Here is an 18,991-nt window from a genome sequence, read left to right on the forward strand (position 1 = left end):
GACAGTTGAGGCTTCCTTCAGTTAAACGCCTGCTTCAGCTGCTCGTAGGTCTTGTCTACGTTCCAGTTCGACGTGAACGTGGACATCGCGTCGCCGTAGTTGCTCTTGATTTCCGGCGGGAGTGCGAGACCGTGTTCGATGGACTTGACCTGCGCCTCGGAGTTGGCGAACTCGTCCATCTGTCGGCTGAGGAACGGCCCGAACTTGTCCTTGGGGACGTCGGTCCGCGGCGGGATGGACCCCTTCTTGGGGTTGAACCGCTCCTGAGCGTCTACCGAGCCACAGTACTGCAGGAACTTCTTCGTGGCCTTCGGCGAAGGGTTGTTCTTCGGGAAGGGGAACGAGTCCATGTTGAGCGCGTAGATACCGTCGGTGCCGGGGAACGGTACCTGACCCCACTCGGACTCGAACTCGAAGCCGTCCTGCGAGCGGTACATGCCCGCGGCCCAGTCGCCCTGGTGGAAGAAGGCGGCTTCGCCGTTGATGATTTTCTTGTTCGCTTCGGTCCACGAGATGGAACCGGCGTCGTCGTTGAAGTAGTTCTTGTACTTCTTGACGATGCTGAGCGAGTCCTTGATGGCCTCCTTGTTCTCCTCGACCTTGCCCTCGGTGAAGGCGACGTAGGTGTCCTTCCCGTACTCGCCGAGCAGGACCTGCGCCCAGAGCTGAGAGGTGGACCACGCGGACTTGGTCTGGTGGGCCATCCCGACCGCGTCGGTGTTGTTCTCGACCTTCTTCATCGCCGCCACGACGTCGCTGGGTTTCGAGATGGACAACGGGTCCACACCCGCTTCTTCGACGACGCTCTTGTTGAAGAAGAGGTTGTTGAGGCGGTGGATGTTGAGGGGGACCGTGACGAACTTCCCGCCGGGCTTGGCGGCGTCCTTCGGTCCCTGCTTGTACGCGCTCTTCATGCCGTTCTTCGACCAGACCGAGTCGCCGATGTCCTTGAGTTTGTCGGCATCGACGAACGGCTGGAGGTGCGCGCCGGGCCACGCCTGCCACGAACTCGGCGGGTCGTTGTTCAGCACCCGCTTCTTGATGACCGTCTTGAGGTTCTGACCGCCACCGCCGGGGACGGGATTCTGGTTGACCTCGATGTCGGGGTGCTTCTCCTTGAAGCCCTCGAACAGCGCGGTCACGGCCTTGTTACCGTCGCCGCCGGTCCACCAGTGCTGAACCTCGAGCTTGTTGTAGTCGGTCGCCTGCTCGGTCGTCGTTTCCTCGTCGGACCCGTCCGACTCGGTCGTCGATTCGTCCTCCGTCGTCGTCGCTTCGCCGTCGCCGCCGCCACCCATGCAACCGGCCAGTCCGGTGACACCGATGGTACCAGCACCGGCTACTTTGAGATAGTCGCGTCGAGAAACGTCGGAACCTTCGTTGGCATCTGTCATACTGTAGGCCTAGATGTGTGCATCAGCCAGAAGCCACTTAAAGGTTGTTAAAATTAATGCAGTATCGAGTAAACATCGGACCAGTAACAGCTAGCACTCTGCTTTCTGCCGGTTATCGAAAAAAAGGAGACCGTCCGCTTAACAGACGTCGTCCGAACAGGCGCAATCGGTGGAGTACACGTAGCAATCCGTGCAGTTTTGGTCGCAGTTGTACGTGTTCTGCTTCTTGTAGTTCTCCGAACAACACTCCTCGACGCAGCTCGTGTAACTACACCCCTGCGGGGTCACTCCCGAGTCGGTGACGATGAACCGCTTGTCGCCGTTCTTCGGTTCGACGAGCGCGTAGGCTTCGTCGCGCTCCGGTTGGACGTACAGGCCGATGTCGTGGGTGTCGCTACTCGTGGACGCCATACCCAGCGCGGTCACCGTCCCCTCCTCCACGGTACCGGTAACGCCAGCGAGTCGGTCTTCCGCGGTCGGTTCCAGTCCGGTCACGTCCGGGTCGATGCCGAGGCTCACCTCGTCGAAGTCGAATCCTTTGCTGACGAACCCGGCGTCCACCAACTGTTGACGAACTCCTTCGCCGTGTTGTTCGAACGCGACTCGCAGTCTGCGCTCGTTGCCGTAGTTACGGGCGAGTCGGTCGGATTCGGCGACGACGGTTCCGGTCGTCGTGGTCAGTCCGGTCCCGACGACGGCAGTCGCACCGATAGTCTTGAGGACGCTTCGCCGGTCGAGCCGCTTGTTATCACCCTGCATGCACACGTGGTTATGCTCCCCGAGAGTTTAAATCTATGCTAGGATACTAGAAATAAAAATTGGCGAGTCTTTACAGACACTCTATCACGAGATAGCCAGTTTACCGTCGTCTATATCAGTACGCGGAGTCCAACCGTCACGGTCCCAGTCAGTACGGTACCGGCGTCGCCAACAGTCGTCGAACGAAGATACGCTTCCTCTCGGAGGGCCTCCGGACTGCCGTCGCGCTCCCGAGCGCGTTCCGGAGGGTTTTACGCCCGGAGGGGACCAACTTCGACGCGTATGACTAACGACGAGGACTACCGGATAGAGGAGGACAGTCTCGGAGAGATGCAGGTCCCGACGGACGCCTACTGGGGCGCACAGACCCAGCGCGCGCTCCAGAACTTCCCCATCTCGGGAATCACGTTCGGTCGCCGGTTCGTCCGCGCGCTCGGAGTCGTCAAGAAGGCCGCCGCGCAGGCCAACCGGGACCTCGAACTGATTCCCGAGGACAAGGCCGACGCCATCGTGGAGGCCGCCGACGAGGTCATCGAGGGCCGCCACGACGACCAGTTCCCGGTGGACGTGTTCCAGACCGGGTCGGGCACCTCCACGAACATGAACGCCAACGAGGTCATCGCCAACCGCGCCACCGAAATCTACGGCGGTGAGGTCGGGACCCGCGAGATTCACCCCAACGACCACGTCAACTTCGGCCAGTCCAGCAACGACGTGATTCCCACCGCGATGCACGTCGCGTCGCTGGAAGCCGTCGAGAAGGACCTGCTCCCGGCGCTCGACGCGCTCCGCGAGGCGCTCGAAGCCAAGGAAGAGGAGTTCGACGGCGTGGTCAAGACCGGTCGCACTCACCTGCAGGACGCCACGCCGGTCCGCCTCGGACAGGAGTTCGGCGGCTACCGGACGCAGGTCGAGAAGGGTCTCTCCCGAATCGATTACGTGCGCGACCACCTCTCGGAACTCGCGCTCGGGGGCACCGCGGTCGGGACGGGTCTCAACACCCATCCGGACTTCCCGGAGAAGGCGGCCGAGTACATCTCCGAGGAGACCGGCGTCGAGTTCCGCGAGGCCGACAACCACTTCGAGGCGCAGGCCGCCCACGACGCGATGTCCGAGGCCCACGGCGCGCTCCGGACCATCGCGGGGTCGCTCAACAAGATAGCCAACGACCTCCGCCTGCTGGCCTCCGGCCCGCGGAACGGTCTCGGCGAACTCGAACAACCCGAGAACCAGCCCGGGAGTTCCATCATGCCCGGCAAAATCAACCCCGTGGTCGCCGAGGCGGTCAATCAGGTCCACAAGCAGGTCGTGGGCAACGACGCCGCCGTGAGCGCCGGGGCCGCCGAGGGCCAGATAGACCTCAACCTCTACAAACCGGTCCTCGCCCACAACTTCCTCCAGTCCGCGGAGATGCTCGCCAACGCCTCGGAGGTGTTCGGCGAGAAGTTCGTCCGGAAACTGGAGGCCAACGAGGAACACTGCGAGGAGCAGGTCGAACAGAGCATGGCACTGGCCACCGCGCTCAACCCCCACATCGGCTACGACAAGGCCAGCGACGCCGCCAAGACCGCCCTGAAGGAGGGCAAGACGGTCAAGCAAGTCGTCGTCGAGAAGGGCTACCTCAGCGAGGAGGAAGCCGAGGAGGTCATCGACCCCGAGGCGATGACCCATCGCGGCATCCTCGGTCGCGACGACTGAGGACCCCCGCCACCAGTTACCCCGTTTTTCTTTCTGAAACCGAACTCGAAGACGACACGGGGACCAGTTCGACGGCGACACCTCCGATTCCGAATCGGCGGACGACGACAGGGACTCGCGGCTTCGAAACGCCCGCCACTCGTATCAGTCAGGCGACCGTGTCATCACGCATGAGCGACCGGGATACCGCTTCCTTCAAAATGACGCGGAACGAGGCACGAGTGGTCATCGCCGCGCTGTCCGACGAGGAGATGACCGCATCCGGCGACCGCGGCATGCGAATCCAGAACGTGCAGGACCACCTCGCGGCCGAGTTCGACTTCGACGAACACCGCGGCGTCGAGAAGGGCGAGATGGCGGCGGGCGACGACACCGGATGGCTCGACAACGACGCTATCTTCGGTAGTAACGACCCCGACGACACCGAGCGACTCGAACTCTCCCGCGCGGAGGCCACCGCGGTGACCGACGCGCTCGCCGCCTTCGAGTTAGACGAAGACCACGAGAACGCCGGGACCGCCGAGAACGTGCGCGAGCGAATCGAGAACGCGTTCGAGGGGCGGTAGCTCAGACCGGGAGCGCGGCCGTAATCGCGCCGGCGACCGTCCCGACCGCGGTCTCCCAGACCGAGAACCCGGTGAGGATGGACAACACGGTGTCGAGACCGAAGAACAGGAACAGCAACGCGCCGCCGTAGTGGGCCTTCCGCACGTCGAACTTGCCCGAGAACTTGTGGAAGAAGAACGCGTTGGCGATGCTGACCGGGATGATGGCCAACATCTCGCCCGCCCAAATCGCGGGTTCGGCCCCGAACCGGACCGCCAGTCCGATGGTGACGAGTTGGGTCTTGTCGCCGAACTCCCCCGCCGCCATCATGGCGAAGATGGGGAGGTAGCCGCCGACGACGTTCGGAACCTCGCGGCCCATCACCGACACGTCGAGTTCGTTCGCGGCCGCGACGCCCCCGTCGGTCTCCGCGACGGACTCGCCCGGTTCCGGGGCGGACCGAACGAGGAGGACGGCGAACGTGAGGAACAGGACGGCGGTGAACACGTCGAGGTAGACGGTGGGGAGCGCACCCTTCAGCGCGCTACCCAGCCAGATTTCCAGCGCGGTCCACCCGGCGAACGCGCTCCCGGCCGCGGCGACGACGCCCCACGGGTTGTAGCGCGTGGAGAGTCCCGCGATGATGAACTGGACCTTCTCGCCGGGGAGGACGGCCAACTGCGCGGTGAACGCCACCACGAGGATTTCGAGCCATCCGGTCATCGAGTTGGCACCTCCGCAGGAGGGTCGGGCGGTCGGTAGCGAGAGGGAACCGCAGTTCCAGAGACCATCGTTGGGAGGAATTAGACGAGTCTAAAGTAAAAGTCCTTCCCTTCTAAATAGTATTTTGGCCGCGAAACGGTGGGCGAAGTCGGGCGAACAAGACTGGGGCGAAACTGCACGGGGACCGAACTACCAGTTCCGACTGCTTTCGAGGTAGAGGTGGCCGAATGCGAGACCGAACAGCGGAATCGCGCCCGCGGCGAGTCCGGCGGAGACGACCCCGCTCGCCAGCGTTCCCCGGCCGAACAGGCCGGACAGCACGTTCGACGCGCCGACGAGCGCGAGGTAGGTGAACGCGACCGCGAACAGTTTCCCCACGTTCCCGCGACTCGCGCGCCAACTCGCTCTGAGGCTGGCGAGCGGTCCCTTCCCGTCGATGACGCAGGCCGGGTACGCCAACACGAGTCGGTGAAAGAGATAGACGCCGGGCAGGACGAGAAGCAGGAACCCGACCGCCGTGACCAGCCACATCAGGACCGCCGTGACGATTAACGCCGGGAGGCGGGTCGCGGTGCTGGTGATGCTATCGACCAGCGACGTCGGACGCTCCTCGACGGCGGCGTCGGCGTTCGCGTAGGTGACGCCCCAGACGAGCGCGACAGCGAGAGCGAGCGCGACGTACACCGGCCACGCCCAGTCGGCGACCTGAGGGGGTTCGCCGACTGCGGTCCGCGAGACGCCGTCCGGCGTGACGACAGTGAGGACCGAGACGACGAACACGAGACCGACGAGTTCGGGCCTGTCGGTCAACGCGTGCCACGACCACCGGAGGGTATCGACCGCGTCGAGTTTCCGGACGTGAACCCGGCGTGACGAGGCGGACCGCTCGGTGGAAGAACCCCGGTCCGGCGAGGTATCTCGGCCAGCCGAGGTGTCGCGGTCCTTCGAAGTATCTCCCTCGGTCGGAGTATCCCGGTCCGGCGAGACACTCCGGTCGGTCGAGAGACTATCCTCGCGCTCGCTTCCCATACGTTGAGCTTCACGAACGGCCGACATAAATCTCCGGGAGGTCAGTCGGTCGGCTCCCCGCTTCCGATTCCCTCCCGCGCGACGCGGACGCTGGCCCGCTCGACGAACTCGTCGGGCAGTCGGTCTATCTCACCTGCCTGCACCCGCCGGAGGTTGGCGTAGAGACAGTCCGCCGCGAGCACTTCCTCGTGCGTTCCCTGCTGGACGATGCGCCCGTCTTCGACGACGAGAATCGCGTCGGCGTCACGCACCGTCGAGAGGCGGTGGGCGACGACGAACATCGTGCGGTCGGCCGCGATTTCGTCGATGGACCGCTGGATGAGCATCTCGGTCTCGGTGTCCACCGCGGGCCTTGGCGAATCAGCAGCAGTGTCCGGGAGTGTTCTGCGACACCGCCAGTTGCTTTCTTCCGACTGGCCGTCGTCCTGACAGGCGATGTTGTTCGGTGGACTGCTCGGCCTCCTCAAATTCGCCCTGCTCCTGATAGCCGCGGTCCTCGTCGTCGTCGCAGTCACGCTCGTCGGACTACTGTTGGGCGTCCGCCGAGCGGCGACGGCGGGCCACCTCCGGGCCGTCGCCGAGTAGACGGTCTTCCTGTTGTTCGTCGCCGGAATCGAACTGGTGGTCGCGTTCGTCGTTCCCGCGCTCCTCTTCTCCGTCGTGGACTCGCTTCTCTGGTGAAGTCGGGTCGTGACCTGAACCGGGGACGAGACTGCTCGGAGCGTACCCGCCGCCGTTGCGAGCGCAGACGGGGAACTTATCGGACGCGAGGGAGTTTCCCCATGCATGGAAGTGTTGAATCCGCGCGTCCGCCTCGCCTGGGGCGTCGGCGCAGTAGTGACCGCAGTCGTCGTGGGTGTCGTCGCGACAGTGATAGACCGATTCGCACTCGGCGTCGGCGTCTGGGTCGGACTGGCCGTCGCGGCCGTGGCGCTCGCGCTGGGGGTGTTCTTCGCGGTCCTCAGGTATCGCGTCTGGCGATTCGAGGTGCGCGAGGACGACCTCTACCTCGAACGCGGCGTCCTAACGCGGGTGAACACGGTCGTCCCCTTCGTCCGCGTCCAGCACGTCGATACCCAGCGCGGTCCGGTCGAGCGCACGCTCGGACTGGCGAGCGTCGTGGTCTACACCGCCGGGTCCCGCGGCGCGGACGTGACGATTCCGGGGCTGACGCCCGAACGCGCCGACGACCTGCAGGAGCAACTCCGTCGCCTCGCCATCGAGAGCGAGCGCGAGTCCGACGCGGTATGAAGCTTCACCCGATATCCATTCCCTACCGGGCGCTCTCGCGGGGCATCAGCGTCGGCATCATGCTGTTCTTCGTCGGCCAATCGCTGACGGGGACCGACGTCCTCCCCTTCCCGCTGGCGGGACCGGCGCTGGTCGGTCTCGCGGCCCTCGGCGTCGTCGCCGCCGCGCTCTGGCAGGTCGCCTACTACCGCCGGTTCGAGTACGAACTCACCGACGAGGGTCTCGAAATCGCCTCGGGAGTCGTCTCGCGGCGCAACCGCGAGATTCCGCTCGGTCGCATCCAGAACGTGGACATCTCGCGTAACGTGGTCCAGCGCGCGCTCGGCGTCTCGGTCCTCGACCTCGAGACAGCGGGCGGCGGCGGGACCGAGGCCAGCCTCCGGTACGTCGGCTACGACGAGGCCAAGCGCCTCCAGCGCGAGATTCAGCGCCGCAAGCGGGGCGAGGAATCAGAAGACGGACCCGACGCCGCGACTGCCGACGAGCGCGACGAGACCGAGGAACTCTTCGAACTCCGGACCGAGGAACTGGCCCTGTTGAGCGCGCTCTCGTTCGACTTCCGGTACGTCTCGCTGCTCGCGTTCGGCCCGGCCGCGCTCCCGTTCGTGCCCGGCGTGGCGGAACTCGCGGTGTTCGGCGGTCTCGTGCTGGCGGCGTTCCTCACGGTCGCGCTCTGGGCGGTCAGCGCCGCGGTCACGTTCGCCCGATACTACGGCTTCCGACTCACGCGCGTCGGCGACGAACTCCGGTACGAGCGCGGCCTGCTCCAGCGATACGACGGGTCGATTCCGCTGGCCAAAGTCCAGACGCTCACGCTCGACGCCAACCTCCTGATGCGGCGGTTCGGCTACGCCACGCTCGCCGTCGAGACGGCGGGCTACGGGCCGGGACAGTCGCCCTCGCAGGGGTCCGAGGCCGCGATTCCGCTGGCGACCCGCGAGCGAGTGCTTCGACTCGCCCGCGAGGTGGAGACGTTCGACCTGCCGGCGTTCGAGCGCCCGCCCGAGCGAGCGCGGACCCGGTACGCGATTCGGTTCGCGCTGGGCGTCGCTGCACTGGTCGGCGTGCTGGCGGTCCTCTGGCTAATCACCGGGCAATCGGTCGCGTGGTACGTCCCGTTCACCCCGCTCGCACTCGTCCTCCTCGCCCCCGTGGCGGCCCACCTCAAGTGGCGCAACCGCGGCTACGCGACGGGCGAAGACCACGTCTTCACGCGAAACGGGTTCTGGACGCGGACGACGAAGGTGGTGCCCTACTACCGGGTCCAAACCGTCATCCAGACCCAGACGCTCTTCCAGCGACGGAAACGGTGGCAGTTGGCCGACGTCGTAATCGACACCGCGAGTTCTGCGGGCGGCGCGGCCGCGGCGGTGGACCTGAACGCCGCGGACGCGACGGCGTTGCGGGAGTTCGTCGGCGAGAAGCTACAGGACCGTCTGGCGGAACGGCGGACCGAAGACGCCGGGTTGGGCGGTCGCTCCGACCCGGAGTGACCGTCGGGCACACGCGGCGACCGAGTCACCTCCGAAACACACTTGTCATACCGATACCACTTCTCCGCCGTGAGTCGGTCAAGACGTGACTTGCTCGCGACGCTAACCACCGCGGTCGGCGTCGGTCTCGGCGGATGCGCGTCCCCCGAGCAGTCTGAACCCGAGGTGACGACTGGTTTCGACTCGACGGAGACAGTTCCGACAGCAACGTCCCCGGCAGAGACATCTGAGACGCAAGGACTCCGAACCGAGACGCGGACCGCGTCCGAATCGACGGAAGCACGCTCCGAGACGGCGGAGCGACGGTCAGAATCCTCGAAGAGCGCGACGACCGCGCCCACGTCGGCGAAACTTCGGCGCGTCTCGGTCGCTGACGTCGCGGCCGCACCGGACGGAACGGACCTGTCGTTCGCGGTCGAGGTGGTCGAGCAGACCGTCACCACCGAATCGACCGCGGTCGTCCGCGTGTCCGTGACGAACGAGGCGGCGGACGCGCGACAGGTCGGGTCGGGCCACCGGCCCGCGTTTTCGGCCGTCTACAGCGAGAATCAGGACCCCGGTCTCGCCCTGCTCGCTCCGGGGTCGTTCTACGAGCGTCCCCGGGACTACGAGCGCGTCGCGTCCGACTGCTGGCGGCCGGACGTCACCGTCTCGATTGCTGCGGTGATGGAACACGTGACGCTCGACCCCGGAGAGACCGCGTCGGTCGAGGTCCGCGTCTGGGGGAGTCCGCTGAACGAGGGCGACTGTCTCCCGAGGGGGACGTATCGTTTCGCGGAGAGCTACGAAATAGAGAATCGAACCGAACCGCCGGTAACCACCTTCGAGTGGGACGGGTTCACGCTTCGCGTCGAGTCGCCGTAGCGGTCGTCGGTTCGACGCTCGCCGAGACTGAACGGTTTTTTACCCTTCGCGGTCCCAGTGGCGAGTAATGACCGAACACGACTACGAGGAACTCGGCCTCGTCGCGGGACTGGAGATTCACCAGCAACTCGACACCGAGACCAAACTGTTCTGCAACTGTCCGACCGAACTCCGGGAAACCGAGGAGGCCGACCACCGGTTCACGCGCTTCCTCCACCCGACCAAGAGCGAACTGGGCGAGATAGACGAGGCGGCGCTCGAAGAGAGCCGCGTGGACCGCGAGTTCGAGTACCTCTCGTACGACACCACCTGCCTGGTCGAGGAGGACGACGAACCGCCACACCGACTGGACGACGAGGCCCAAGAGGTCGTGCTCGAAATCGCGCAACTGCTGGACATGGACGTGGTGGACCAAGCCCACGTCATGCGCAAAATCGTCGTGGACGGGTCGAACACGTCGGGGTTCCAGCGCTCGACGCTGATGGCCTCCGACGGCGAGATTTCGACCAGCGACGGCGCGGTCGGCATCGAGGACCTGATGCTCGAAGAGGAGAGCGCCCAGCGCGTCGAGGAGCGCGAGGACGGCGTCCTATACAGCCTCGACCGCCTCGGTATCCCGCTGGTCGAAATCGGCACCAAGCCCGACATCCGGTCGCCCGCGCAGGCCCGCGAGGCCGCCGAGACCATCGGGATGCTCCTGCGCTCGACCGGCAAGGTCAAGCGCGGTCTGGGCACCATCCGGCAGGACGTGAACATCTCCATCGAGGAGGGCGCTCGCGTGGAGGTCAAAGGCGTCCAGAGCCTCGACGACATCGACGACCTCGTCGAGAACGAGGTCCACCGGCAGGTCCGCCTGCTCGAACTCCGCGACGAACTCCGCGAGCGCGACGCCAGCGTGGGCGACGTGCAGGACGTGACCGACGCCTTCGCAGACACCGACTCGGGCGTCATCCGCGGCGCGCTGGACTCTGGCGGGAAGGTCACGGCGGTCCCCCTCTACGGCTTCGACGGACTGGTCGGCGCGGAGATTCAACCGGACCGCCGCCTCGGCACGGAACTCTCCGACCACGCTAAGCGCCACGGCGCTGGCGGCATCTTCCACACCGACGAACTCCCGGCCTACGGCGTGACCGAGGAGGAGGTCGCGGCCCTCCGCGAGGCGGTCGGCGCGGGCGAACAGGACGCGGTGGCCATCGTCGCCGCCGACCCCGAGACCGCCGACCTCGCCATCGACGCCGCCGCGGAGCGGGCCGAGACCGCCCTCGACGGTGTTCCCGAGGAGACCCGCGGCGCGAACGAGGACGGCACCACGCGCTACCTCCGCCCGCTTCCCGGTGCGGCCCGGATGTACCCCGAGACCGACGTGCCGCCGGTCGAACCCGACCCGAGCGAGGTCGAGACGCCCGAACTCCTGACCGAGAAGGTCGAGCGCTATCAGGACGAGTACGGTCTCGACGCCGGACTCGCCGAGCAGGTCGCGTACGGCCAGCGCATGCCCCTCTTCGAACGCGCCGTCGCGGAATTGGGCGCGGACGCCACGCTCGCCGCCCAGACCGTCGAGAGCACGGTCACGGAACTCCGGCGCGACGACGTGCCCGTCGAGAACCTGTCCGAGGACCACTTCCTCGGGACGCTCGAACTGGTCGCCGCGGGCGAGACGGCGAAGGGGAACGTCGGCGAGGTGCTGACCGCGCTCGCCGAGAACCCGGACCTGACCGCCGCGGAAGCCGTCGAGCAGGAGGGCCTCGGCAGCGCGGCCGAGGACGAGGTCCGCGAGTCCGTGGTCGAGGTCGTGGAGCGCAACGAGGGACAGGTCGAAGAGCAGGGCATGCAGGCGTTCTCGGGACTGATGGGCGAGGCGATGGGCGCGCTCGGCGGCAAGGCCGACGGCGACCTCGTGAGCGAGATTCTCCGCGAGGAGATTCAGAAGCGCGCCTGAGACCTATCCACGGCTTTGACTCCGGTCGTCCCGTGAGAGAGTACCCTAACTCCGCACCCTCTGTTGACTACTCTACTCTCCCAACGACGAACTGACGACGAGTCGAGGAGCCTCACCGACGATTTCGATTGCTAACTGAGTACCACCAGTTCCACAGATTCGATTCGGGATACCGGATGGAGTCCGTGATATCATCATCTGCGTTCGGCGTTCGTAACGTACGACTGCAACGGTTCCCACCACCGCCACCGCACGACGAACAGGACTCCACCGAATACCGAACCGTAGAAAACGTAGGCCACTTGGTCCGTCGTCAACCCGTAAACCGGCAGGACGAATCCGACGAAGACCAACAGTAGGAGACGAACGGGAACGAACTCACCACGGGACATAGTCCATATTTCGACGTGGTCGGTCAAGAATATTATGACGGGGTAAACACGGACGACAGGTCCGGTCAGAGATGCGGCCGAGTCTCGAACGGGGACGACGTCGGACGCGTGGTGTTCGGAGTTACAGCGGGGCGTACCGCCGAACGCCCGAGACGAACTCGCGGGAGACGACCGACCATCGGGGGTCGCTGACCCGGCGCGAGAGCTTGTAGGCCACCCAGACCAGCAGGACCGCGAAGGCGGCGTCGGTCACCCAGTGGACGCCGAGGTAGAGCGTCGAGAACACGATGGCGACCGCGAGCACCGTCGCGGTGTAAGCGTACCGGGTGTCGGCTTTCTGGGCGTAGAGCGCGGCCAGCACCGACAGGCCGGTGTGGAGGCTCGGGAACGCCTTCACGAGCGTGTCCGTCGAGAAGATGCCGTACTGGATGGCGGGGCTGAGTTCGTACATCAGGGGTTCGACCGTCGAGAGGTACAGCGACGACACCTTCACCGGGAACAGGAGGAAGAACGGCACCGCCGTCACGACGACGATGATGTACGCCAGCGCGTAGCGGTGGGCCTCCTCCTCGTCGTGAGCCTTCAGCTTGAAGTACGTGAACAGCACGATGAACGGGAATCCGACGAGGTACACGCCGGTCGCCAGCACCGTGAGCGGGACGACCGCGAAGGCTTGGAACGCCGCGACGGTCGCGCCCTCGACGGCGTAGATGGCCCCGGTGAACGTCCGGGCGACGTGGAAGTGGAGCGCGAGCGTGTTCACGATTTCCGTGACGACCCACGCCACGCCGAGATACTTCCAGTCGGTCTTCAGGAAGTCCACGAGGAGCGTGCGGAAGCGCTCGTCCGGGAGGAAGAGTCGCTTGCCCACGAGCATGGCCGCGATGCTCGGGACCGCGACGAGGAGGGTGAACTGCGTACCGAGAGGCAGGGAGGCAAACATAGTCGTGGATAGGTTACGAACCGATAGGATAAAAGATTTGACTTTCTGCCCGGGAACGCGACGTAGACCGTGTTATGTGATAGTTTAGCACTACTCGAACCCCCCGCTGTTCTCACTGCAGAAAGTATCGTGAGCGAGGGTGAAAACCGTTCGGGCGAAACGCCTACTCGTGGTCCGGAGTCGCAGGATTCTCGTCTGATTTCTTACCGTCGGCGGCGTGGTAGATGGCTCGCCGGAGGACGCCCCGAAGCGTCCGGACCTCCCGGCCCGTCGGGTGGGCGCGACCGAAGAGTCGTCGGACGAGTCGGAGCGTCTTCGCACGCTTCTCCTCGGGGTGGTCGATTGCGTTCAGGAACTCGCCGAAGTGGTCGTAGAACCCCTCGATTTCGGTCTCGTCGGCGCGCTCGCGCACCACGTCGGGGAGTTGCGTCTCCTCGACGGTGAGGTCCCGGAGTTCGTAGAGGGTGACGGTCGCTGCCTGTCCCAGATTCAGCGACGAATAGTCGGAACTGGCGGGTATCGAACACACCTCGTCCACGCGAGCCATCTCGTCGTTGGTCAGGCCGTTGTCCTCGCGGCCGAAGACGAGGACGGTCGGGGCCTCGACGTCCCGGAGGCTGTCGGCCAACTCGTCGGGGGTCTTGAAGGGGAAGCGCCGGTGCTTGCGAGCGTCCTCGTTGGTCGTCGCGGTCAGACCGACCGTGTGGTAGTTCTCCACGAGGTGGTCGAACGTCACGTCGTCGTAGTTCGGGAGGATGTCCTCGCGGGCCTGCCCGGCGAAGCCGTACGCCTCGCTGTCGCGGCCGAACTCCGGCGGGTTCACCAGTTTGAGGTCGTGCATGCCGAAGTTCTTCATGGCCCGCGCGATGGTCCCGATGTTACCGGGCGTCTTCGGTTCCACGACGGCGACTGCGGGCGGCTTCATGAAGGGTAGTCCCGGCCCAAGTCGAGGTCGTCGAGGTCCTCGTCGCCTCCTTCGGCGCTTTCGTCGGCGGTTTCGCTTCCGTCCCCGCTCTCGCCCTCGTCCATGTTCCGGAGGTCGATACGCTTCTGCTCGTCCTCAGGGACGTCGACGTTCAGTTCCTCCTGGTCGGGTTCGGGCGGTTCCGGAACGTCCTCGGGGTCGGTCTCGACGTGCTCGACGCCGCCGTACCCATCCGGCGCGCGTCCCCCGTCGAGGAACCACTCGTGGAACTCGTCCTGTAGCTCCTGTTCGCCCTTGAACTGACTGCCGCCCGCCTCGCTGAACCAGTAGAGGAAGTCGGGTTCGTGGTCCGCGCAGAGGACCACCTCGCCGAGCGCCTCGCCGTAGACGACCTCCGCGACGTTGCACTCGTGAACGTTCTCGTCGCCGTGGATGAGCCAACAGGCGTCGCACGGCGCGTTGACCAGCGCCTGCAACCGAATCAGTCGCTTGCGGGGACCCTTCGGAATCTCGTCCATCGGCCGGAACTCGCCGTCCTCGGTGAACACCTCGTCCTCGTCGAACCGCCAGCCGCGAAGCCCGATGCTGACTTTGCCCATTTGCTCGGTAGGTTGGGGTTCGGAGGTGAAAAAGAGCGCGTTCTACGCGCGTCTCGTCAGTCTCGGAGTGCGGTCGTCACGTGCCCGAGCAGTAGCTAGCTACTCCTTGAGCCGAGGAGTTACCGCACAGCGCCGCGACCGCACCGCGACAGCCTCGCACCTCCCTAACCGCTTGCGCTTCTCAGTCGCTACGCTCCTCGCGATGCTCACCCTCGCGCGGTAGACGCGATGGGGGCGCGCCAGCGCACGCCGACGTAGAGGTCTGTCAGTCTCTAAGCAACCCACCCATACGAAAGGTATCCAACAGGTTTCGTGGAGAACGGAATACCTCAATCGGCGAACTGGTCGATGGTCGTCGCTTGCGAGCCGTCGTCCATCTCGCGTTCGAGGTCGTCGGGGTGAGGGGCGGGGAACGTGAGGGCCGGGTCGAACCACGAGACCTGTCTGGTGATGTCCTCGATTTCGTGGAAGACGGGTTCGTCGTCGCCCGTCCCGGTGACGGTACACCACGCCTCGGTCCGGGTGATAGCGACGAACGCCTCGTTGCGCCGCTGGACGAGGTCCGCGCGCCGCGAGTCGTCTTCGACGTGTTCGACGCCGAGGACGTACACCATCGCGGCCTGATTCCCCTTCGCGCGGTTGACCCGCGAGACGGTGACCGCGCCCTCCTCGGCGAACACGTCCTTGCTCCCCTCCCAGACGAGGTTCGCGGTCACGCCGCGGGCGTCGAGCGCGTCGGCCAGACGCTCGCCGGTCTGCTTGGAGGTCCAGTACTCGCCGAGGGGGACCGCCATGATTCGCTCGGGGGCGAGAGCGTGGTCGGCCACGTCCTCGGCGATGCGGTCGGCCACCCACTCGATTTCGTCGTCGCGGTCGGCGAACGACTGGAACGTGGCGAACGGACTGGCCGCCGTCTCGTCAGCGAGGGGATGGGGCGAGTGTTCCGACGGCCGGACCAGTTCGACCGGTTCGCCGTACTTCCGGAAGTCACCGGATTCGACCTCGTAGCCGACGTTCTCCCAGCCCTCCTTGGTCGTGATGGCCTGCACCGCGCCGCCGTCGCGGAGGAGACCCATCCCGAGCGCGTGGGCCAGCATCAGGACCGACCGCGGGGTCCGGTAGGCCTTCCGCATAATCTGGCTCTTCTGGACGCCGCCCTCGTAGGACCCCCGCAGGTCCACGACCGGGTCGCCCGCCTCGTCGGTGCCGAAGACGTTCGTCGGACTCGGCGCGGAGAGCGTCTGGAGGTTCTGGGCCTCGTCGTACGCCCAGACGAGTCGCTTGGGCAGGCGGAGCGCGGCCCGACAGAGCTTGTAGAAACCGGGGTCGAAGTCCTGTGCCTCGTCGATGAGGATGGCGTCGTAGGACTCCTGCACGACGCCCTCCTCCAGCACTTCGAGACAGCACGAGTGGAGCAGGTTGCCGTCCTCGTCGTCGAACTCGTCCTGCGCGTCGCCGTAGGTCCGGGGCGTGACGCCCGCCTCCTGCGCGATGCGGTAGTAGAGACCGTGGCGCTTCCGGCCGCCCCACCCGTGGAAGACGTGGAACTTCTCCCAGTTCGGGTCGGCGTCGTCGGACGTGAAGAACGCGTAGTAGCGCTCTACCTTCTCGGTGATGGTCTCGTAGAGGCTCCGGGTCTGGAACGTGAGCGCGATGTCCCACTCGGGGTGGGCGGCGTGCATCCGGGCGGCCTTCTTCGCCATCAGCACCGTCTTGCCCGACCCCGCGATGCCACGAATCTGTTGGGGACCGTCGGGAATCTGGAGGCCGACCTCCTCTTGCTTCTCGTCCAACCTGTTCAGTCCCTTCTTGACGCGCTCGTACAGGCCGCCCTTGGTCGCCTCGTCCTTGAGGTTCGGACTTCGCTCGCCGCTGATTGGCTGGCCGCCGCTCAGGACGGCGCGGGCCGCCTCGTACTCGTCGTCGGTGAGACCGTCGCCCGGGAGCGACCGGATTCGCTCGCGGAGCGCGGTCGGCGTGAGGTCGTCGGCGGTCAGGACCGGCGGCGCGCTCGGTCCCTCGTGGAATCCGCGGGCCTCCCACTCCTCCCGAGTGATGTTCGGGAGCGCGACGAGGGGGTTCATCGACACCTTGTGGTTGTGTCGTTCGTCCATCAGGTCAGGTTCCTTGGTGAAGTGCGAGAGCAGTTTGAACCCTTGGTCGCGGGCCTGCGAGTACGGCGCGGCGCTCGACTGGGCGGTCCCGCGGAGAATCCACTTCTCGCCCTCGATAGCCCGAACGTGGTCCATCTGGTAGCCCTTGCACTCGATTACCACCGCGCCAGCGTCCCGCAGAAAGAGGAGGAAGTCCATCTCGCGGTCGTACTCCCCGGCGGTCCGGTCCACGATGGGGTACCGATGGTAGGCGATGCCCGCGTCGCCCGGACCGAACGCCGACTTGAGCCGATTCCAGACCTCGCGCTCGGCGTCGGCCCCCGAGTGGTCGGCCCGATAGCCCGACGAGACGAAGTTCATGTTCTATTCCGCTGTGTAACGATAAGTTAAACGTTGAGGTTTCCGCCGGAGGGCGATTTCGCCGCAGTGCGTCGGCGATACCACCTCAGTCTTCCGGCCCGGTCTGTCCGCCGCCCCTCCGTCTTCGGTCCCGATTGTCGGTCGCGTCGAGCACGTCCGAACGCTTAGGCGGACTTGGGCCGTAGCGACCCGCATGACCGACTGTCGGCGCGGTAAACCGGGGCGAGCCGCCTCCGTTTCGGTCGAAGGTGAGGTCGAACCGCCCGCTGGTACCGAGTACCTGCCGGACGACCACGCCATTCGGTACGTGGCGTATCTGTCGCCCGACGACGCGGACCCGCCCGAGCGCGACTCGGCCTACAGGACGATGCCGTTCGAGAGATGGGCGAAGACCGAGTGCGCGAACCTCGGACAGCAACGAGTCGCCGAGGCGGTCGAGTCCCGACTCGACGAGGACCAGAGCGCCGGATACGCGGTGGGCCAACACCCCGACGACGGTCTCGCGGTGAAAGTTAGAATTTCCACCATGCGCAACAGGGACGGAACCGTCGTCTCGGAGCCGACCGTCGAGTACGACGACCTGCGCGACGTGACTCCCGAATCCGTGACGGCGACGATTCAGTACGCCGGACAGGAGTGCACCGAAACGTTCCCAGTCGTGGTCAGCGAGTTGGAGGGGCAGTACCTGTAATCGTCGCCGAAACGCCCGGCTTTTTAGGCTGCGTCCCCCGCGTTCCGGACATGCAGAACGTCACCGCCGCGGGGCTGGGCATCGGCGACGACTACCCGCCGCGGATAATGGGCGTGCTGAACGTCAGCGAGGAGTCACCCTACGACCCGAGCGTCTACGACGACCCGGGCGAGGCCGCCGAGTACGTCGATTCGGAACTCATCGCGGAGGGCGCGGACATCGTGGACGTCGGCCTCGAATCGGCCAACAAACGCTTCGAGGTCCTCTCGGCCGAACAGGAACTCGACCGCCTCGACACCGCGGTCGAGACCATCGAGAGCGTCTCGGGCGACGCCGTCTTCTCCATCGAGACTCGGTACGCCGAAGTCGCCGACGAGGCGCTCTCGCGGGGGTTCGACATGGTCAACGACATCTGCGGCTTCGCCGACCCCCGGATGCCCGACGTGTGCCGGGACCACGACGCCGCGGTCGCCAAGATGGCGAGTCCGCCGGACCTCGAACGCCCCGGTGCGATAGAGAAACCGGACGACATCTACGAGGCGCTGAAACGCGAGGGGCTGACCGACAAGACCATCGTGGACCCCGCGTTCGGCGGGTGGTCCGAGGCCAAGACGCTGGACGACGACCGCGAGACCTTCCGTCGCCTCCGGGAGTTCCGCGGTCTCGGCCAGCCGATTCTGGTCTCCATCAACCGGAAGAACTTCCTCCGGGACCTCGCGGGCCGGTCCACCGAGGAGGCCCTGCCGGTCTCGCTGGCCGCGACCTCGATGGCGGTCGAGCGCGGCGCGCACGTCGTCCGGACCCACGACGTGGCCGAGACCAGAGACGCCGCCCGAATCGGCGCGGCGTTCGCCCGCGACCGTCTGGCCGACGGGACCGACGGCGTCGGCGTGGAGGAACTGGACGTGTCCACCGCCCGCGAAGCGTCGCGCCACCTCGAACGCATCGGGGCGGACGCCGAGTTCGCCGACGAGACGACGACCCGGCTCTTCGAACTCTCGGGACTCTCCGACGCCGAACGAGAGACTCTCGCGGCGGTCGCGGCCGACACCGGAGTCGTCTTCGCGTCCGGTGCCGCGGGCAGTCTGCTCGCGGGGACGCCCGCCGCGCTCGCTCGCCTCCGGTCGTACGCGGGCGAGACCGGCGAGGTCACCGACCGCCTCGCGGCGGTCCTCGATGCCGTCAGTGAGCCGGAACGTTAAGAGAAAACTTATGCCGGGGGAGGGAGAATCCGCGACTGGGAAGCCGGAAGGGCGCTCGCGGGTAGGGGT

The 18,991-nt window shown here is 66.0% G+C and carries 17 protein-coding genes and 1 pseudogene; 9 read left to right on the forward strand and 9 right to left on the reverse strand.

What is annotated here, in order from left to right; translation table 11 throughout:
* Nucleotides 1–17: 17 nt before the first annotated feature.
* Nucleotides 18–1,394: an ABC transporter substrate-binding protein gene (locus tag FXF75_RS08795; RefSeq protein WP_163521517.1), complete on the reverse strand. Its 1,377-nt coding sequence runs from the start codon at nucleotides 1,392–1,394 to the stop codon at nucleotides 18–20.
* Nucleotides 1,395–1,532: 138 nt separating this feature from the next.
* Nucleotides 1,533–2,153 (reverse strand): hypothetical protein, encoded by a 621-nt coding sequence (locus FXF75_RS08800; RefSeq protein ID WP_163521518.1) that lies wholly within the window; start codon nucleotides 2,151–2,153, stop codon nucleotides 1,533–1,535.
* Nucleotides 2,154–2,435: 282 nt separating this feature from the next.
* Here FXF75_RS08800 and FXF75_RS08805 point away from each other — a divergent pair, with 282 nt between their 5' ends.
* On the forward strand, nucleotides 2,436–3,851 hold the full coding sequence (locus FXF75_RS08805; RefSeq protein ID WP_163521519.1) for an aspartate ammonia-lyase: 1,416 nt from the start codon (nucleotides 2,436–2,438) through the stop codon (nucleotides 3,849–3,851).
* A 170-nt stretch (nucleotides 3,852–4,021) separates the two neighbouring features.
* Nucleotides 4,022–4,417: a hypothetical protein gene (locus tag FXF75_RS08810; protein ID WP_163521520.1), complete on the forward strand. Its 396-nt coding sequence runs from the start codon at nucleotides 4,022–4,024 to the stop codon at nucleotides 4,415–4,417.
* Nucleotide 4,418: 1 nt separating this feature from the next.
* Here FXF75_RS08810 and FXF75_RS08815 read toward each other — a convergent pair whose 3' ends face one another.
* From FXF75_RS08815 to FXF75_RS08825, 3 genes and pseudogenes are all read right to left on the reverse strand, one after another.
* A complete protein-coding gene (locus FXF75_RS08815; protein ID WP_163521521.1) occupies nucleotides 4,419–5,120 on the reverse strand; it encodes a TMEM165/GDT1 family protein in 702 nt (233 codons plus the stop codon).
* Nucleotides 5,121–5,309: 189 nt separating this feature from the next.
* Entirely contained in the window at nucleotides 5,310–6,149 is an 840-nt protein-coding gene (locus FXF75_RS08820; RefSeq protein WP_163521522.1) for a hypothetical protein, read from the reverse strand.
* 41 nt (nucleotides 6,150–6,190) lie between these two features.
* Nucleotides 6,191–6,496: pseudogene (locus FXF75_RS08825) on the reverse strand (ABC transporter ATP-binding protein); the annotation flags it as partial.
* Nucleotides 6,497–6,584: 88 nt separating this feature from the next.
* Here FXF75_RS08825 and FXF75_RS08830 point away from each other — a divergent pair.
* From FXF75_RS08830 to gatE, 5 genes are all read left to right on the forward strand, one after another.
* Nucleotides 6,585–6,734, forward strand: coding sequence for a hypothetical protein (locus FXF75_RS08830; RefSeq protein ID WP_163521523.1), 150 nt, complete (start codon nucleotides 6,585–6,587; stop codon nucleotides 6,732–6,734).
* Between the two features lie 201 nt (nucleotides 6,735–6,935).
* Nucleotides 6,936–7,400 carry a PH domain-containing protein gene (locus FXF75_RS08835; protein WP_163521524.1) on the forward strand — a complete coding sequence of 155 codons (465 nt, stop codon included), beginning with the start codon at nucleotides 6,936–6,938 and terminating at the stop codon, nucleotides 7,398–7,400.
* Nucleotides 7,397–8,893, forward strand: coding sequence for a PH domain-containing protein (locus FXF75_RS08840; RefSeq protein WP_163521525.1), 1,497 nt, complete (start codon nucleotides 7,397–7,399; stop codon nucleotides 8,891–8,893). Before FXF75_RS08835 ends, FXF75_RS08840 begins: the two co-directional genes overlap by 4 nt.
* 69 nt (nucleotides 8,894–8,962) lie before the next feature.
* Nucleotides 8,963–9,757, forward strand: a complete 795-nt coding sequence (locus FXF75_RS08845; protein WP_163521526.1) for a hypothetical protein — start codon at nucleotides 8,963–8,965, stop codon at nucleotides 9,755–9,757.
* Nucleotides 9,758–9,824: 67 nt separating this feature from the next.
* On the forward strand, nucleotides 9,825–11,696 hold the full coding sequence (gatE, locus tag FXF75_RS08850; protein ID WP_163521527.1) for a Glu-tRNA(Gln) amidotransferase subunit GatE: 1,872 nt from the start codon (nucleotides 9,825–9,827) through the stop codon (nucleotides 11,694–11,696).
* 513 nt (nucleotides 11,697–12,209) lie between these two features.
* Here gatE and FXF75_RS08855 read toward each other — a convergent pair.
* The 4 genes from FXF75_RS08855 to FXF75_RS08870 form a co-directional block, all read right to left on the reverse strand.
* On the reverse strand, nucleotides 12,210–13,031 hold the full coding sequence (locus FXF75_RS08855) for a phosphatase PAP2 family protein (protein ID WP_163521528.1): 822 nt from the start codon (nucleotides 13,029–13,031) through the stop codon (nucleotides 12,210–12,212).
* A 163-nt stretch (nucleotides 13,032–13,194) separates the two neighbouring features.
* A complete protein-coding gene (locus FXF75_RS08860) occupies nucleotides 13,195–13,956 on the reverse strand; it encodes an RNA methyltransferase (protein WP_163521529.1) in 762 nt (253 codons plus the stop codon).
* Entirely contained in the window at nucleotides 13,953–14,555 is a 603-nt protein-coding gene (locus tag FXF75_RS08865) for a hypothetical protein (RefSeq protein ID WP_163521530.1), read from the reverse strand. Before FXF75_RS08865 ends, FXF75_RS08860 begins: the two co-directional genes overlap by 4 nt.
* 329 nt (nucleotides 14,556–14,884) lie before the next feature.
* A complete protein-coding gene (locus FXF75_RS08870) occupies nucleotides 14,885–17,029 on the reverse strand; it encodes an NERD domain-containing protein (RefSeq protein ID WP_163521531.1) in 2,145 nt (714 codons plus the stop codon).
* A 193-nt stretch (nucleotides 17,030–17,222) separates the two neighbouring features.
* On the opposite strand from FXF75_RS08870, the gene FXF75_RS08875 reads away from it, so the two are divergent.
* Together FXF75_RS08875 and folP are read left to right on the forward strand one after the other, a co-directional pair.
* Nucleotides 17,223–17,720, forward strand: coding sequence for a hypothetical protein (locus FXF75_RS08875; protein WP_163521532.1), 498 nt, complete (start codon nucleotides 17,223–17,225; stop codon nucleotides 17,718–17,720).
* A 50-nt stretch (nucleotides 17,721–17,770) separates the two neighbouring features.
* Nucleotides 17,771–18,922, forward strand: coding sequence for a dihydropteroate synthase (folP, locus tag FXF75_RS08880; RefSeq protein WP_163521533.1), 1,152 nt, complete (start codon nucleotides 17,771–17,773; stop codon nucleotides 18,920–18,922).
* Nucleotides 18,923–18,991 lie beyond the last annotated feature (69 nt).

The organism is Halorussus sp. MSC15.2, assembly GCF_010747475.1.
Taxonomy (GTDB): Archaea; Halobacteriota; Halobacteria; order Halobacteriales; family Haladaptataceae; genus Halorussus.

Excerpts from the sequence above, each read along its gene's own strand:
- FXF75_RS08800 (WP_163521518.1), bottom strand. The coding sequence starts at position 2,153 with ATGCAGGGTGATAACAAGCGGCTCGACCGGCGAAGCGTCCTCAAGACT.
- FXF75_RS08815 (WP_163521521.1), bottom strand. The coding sequence starts at position 5,120 with ATGACCGGATGGCTCGAAATCCTCGTGGTGGCGTTCACCGCGCAGTTG.
- FXF75_RS08870 (WP_163521531.1), bottom strand. The coding sequence starts at position 17,029 with ATGAACTTCGTCTCGTCGGGCTATCGGGCCGACCACTCGGGGGCCGAC.
- folP (WP_163521533.1), top strand. The coding sequence starts at position 17,771 with ATGCAGAACGTCACCGCCGCGGGGCTGGGCATCGGCGACGACTACCCG.
- FXF75_RS08795 (WP_163521517.1), bottom strand. The coding sequence starts at position 1,394 with ATGACAGATGCCAACGAAGGTTCCGACGTTTCTCGACGCGACTATCTC.
- FXF75_RS08855 (WP_163521528.1), bottom strand. The coding sequence starts at position 13,031 with ATGTTTGCCTCCCTGCCTCTCGGTACGCAGTTCACCCTCCTCGTCGCG.
- FXF75_RS08820 (WP_163521522.1), bottom strand. The coding sequence starts at position 6,149 with ATGGGAAGCGAGCGCGAGGATAGTCTCTCGACCGACCGGAGTGTCTCG.
- FXF75_RS08840 (WP_163521525.1), top strand. The coding sequence starts at position 7,397 with ATGAAGCTTCACCCGATATCCATTCCCTACCGGGCGCTCTCGCGGGGC.
- gatE (WP_163521527.1), top strand. The coding sequence starts at position 9,825 with ATGACCGAACACGACTACGAGGAACTCGGCCTCGTCGCGGGACTGGAG.
- FXF75_RS08805 (WP_163521519.1), top strand. The coding sequence starts at position 2,436 with ATGACTAACGACGAGGACTACCGGATAGAGGAGGACAGTCTCGGAGAG.
- FXF75_RS08860 (WP_163521529.1), bottom strand. The coding sequence starts at position 13,956 with ATGAAGCCGCCCGCAGTCGCCGTCGTGGAACCGAAGACGCCCGGTAAC.
- FXF75_RS08830 (WP_163521523.1), top strand. The coding sequence starts at position 6,585 with ATGTTGTTCGGTGGACTGCTCGGCCTCCTCAAATTCGCCCTGCTCCTG.
- FXF75_RS08865 (WP_163521530.1), bottom strand. The coding sequence starts at position 14,555 with ATGGGCAAAGTCAGCATCGGGCTTCGCGGCTGGCGGTTCGACGAGGAC.
- FXF75_RS08875 (WP_163521532.1), top strand. The coding sequence starts at position 17,223 with ATGACCGACTGTCGGCGCGGTAAACCGGGGCGAGCCGCCTCCGTTTCG.
- FXF75_RS08835 (WP_163521524.1), top strand. The coding sequence starts at position 6,936 with ATGGAAGTGTTGAATCCGCGCGTCCGCCTCGCCTGGGGCGTCGGCGCA.
- FXF75_RS08810 (WP_163521520.1), top strand. The coding sequence starts at position 4,022 with ATGAGCGACCGGGATACCGCTTCCTTCAAAATGACGCGGAACGAGGCA.